This window comes from Rhodococcus sp. R1101 (assembly GCF_000278445.1).
GTDB lineage: Bacteria > Actinomycetota > Actinomycetes > Mycobacteriales > Mycobacteriaceae > Rhodococcus > Rhodococcus gordoniae.
Genome location: NZ_AJVB01000738.1, coordinates 1 through 1,259 on the forward strand (window position 1 = coordinate 1; position 1,259 = coordinate 1,259).

Genomic DNA, 1,259 nt, shown 5'->3' on the forward strand with positions numbered 1-1,259 from the left:
GCGCTGCACCTTCCGTCGCTTCTTCGGATCGTCCCCGGCCTTCGCGAGCGCCCGCACGTTCTCGATCTCGTGCTCGGGTGCCTGCACGACGACCGTGCCCATCGTGTCGTACCCCGCGCGACCGGCGCGGCCGGCGATCTGGTGGAACTCGCGTGCCTTGAGCTGCCGGGTGCGGGTGCCGTCGAACTTCGTCAGGCCGGTGAGCAGCACGGTGCGGATCGGCACGTTGATGCCGACGCCGAGCGTGTCGGTGCCGCAGATGACCTTGAGCAGCCCGTCCTGTGCGAGCTTCTCGATCAGGCGCCGGTACTTCGGCAGCATGCCCGCGTGGTGCACGCCGATGCCGTGCCGGACGAGACGCGAGAGAGTCTTGCCGAAACCGGTCGAGAACCGGAAGTCGCCCAGTGCCGCGGCGATCGCCTCCTTCTCGGCCTTGGTGCACATGTTCACGCTGGTCAGTGCCTGGGCGCGCTCGAGAGCTGCGGCCTGGGTGAAGTGCACGACGTAGACGGGCGCCTGATGCGTCGTCACGAGTTCCTCGATGGCCTCACCGATGGGCGCCTGCGAATACGAGAACGTCAACGGCACCGGACGTTCGGAGCCCGAGACCTCGACCGTGGGCCGTCCGGTGCGCCGGGTCAGATCCTTCTGCAGGAACGTCACGTCGCCGAGCGTCGCCGACATGAGCAGGAACTGCGCGTGCGGCAACTCGATGAGCGGCACCTGCCATGCCCAGCCGCGATCGGGTTCGGAGTAGAAGTGGAACTCGTCCATCACGACCTGGCCGATGTCGGAATCCGGTCCTTCGCGCAGCGCGAGATTCGCGACGATCTCGGCCGTCGCGCAGATGATGGGGGCTCCGGAGTTCACCGACGCGTCGCCGGTCATCATGCCGACCTTGTCGGCACCGAAGACGTCGCACAAGGCGAAGAACTTCTCGCTCACGAGGGCCTTGATCGGGGCGGTGTAGAAGGTGCGCTTGCCCGTCGCCATGGCGAAGAAATGCGCACCGAGCGCGACCATCGACTTCCCGGAGCCGGTCGGCGTGGCAAGGATGACGTTGGATCCGGCGACCAGTTCCATGAGCGCTTCCTCCTGCGCCGGATAGAGTGTGATGCCCCGATCGGTCGTCCAGGTGGTGAACGCGTCGAACAACGCGTCGTCGTCGACGGGGTCGGGTATCAGATCCGGAAGCAGCACTTCTCCAGGCTAGTCGGAAGTGCGGGACTCGCCTGCGTGGGCCGTGCGGGGCCGGTCAC

1 protein-coding gene is annotated in these 1,259 nt (G+C 66.8%); it reads right to left on the reverse strand.

Features of this window, described 5'->3' with window-relative positions; genetic code table 11:
- Positions 1-1,200, reverse strand: a 1,200-nt coding sequence (locus tag R1101_RS0123750; RefSeq protein ID WP_016935657.1) for a DEAD/DEAH box helicase, incomplete at its 3' end; no start/stop codon positions are given.
- Between the last annotated feature and the right edge of the window lie 59 nt (positions 1,201-1,259).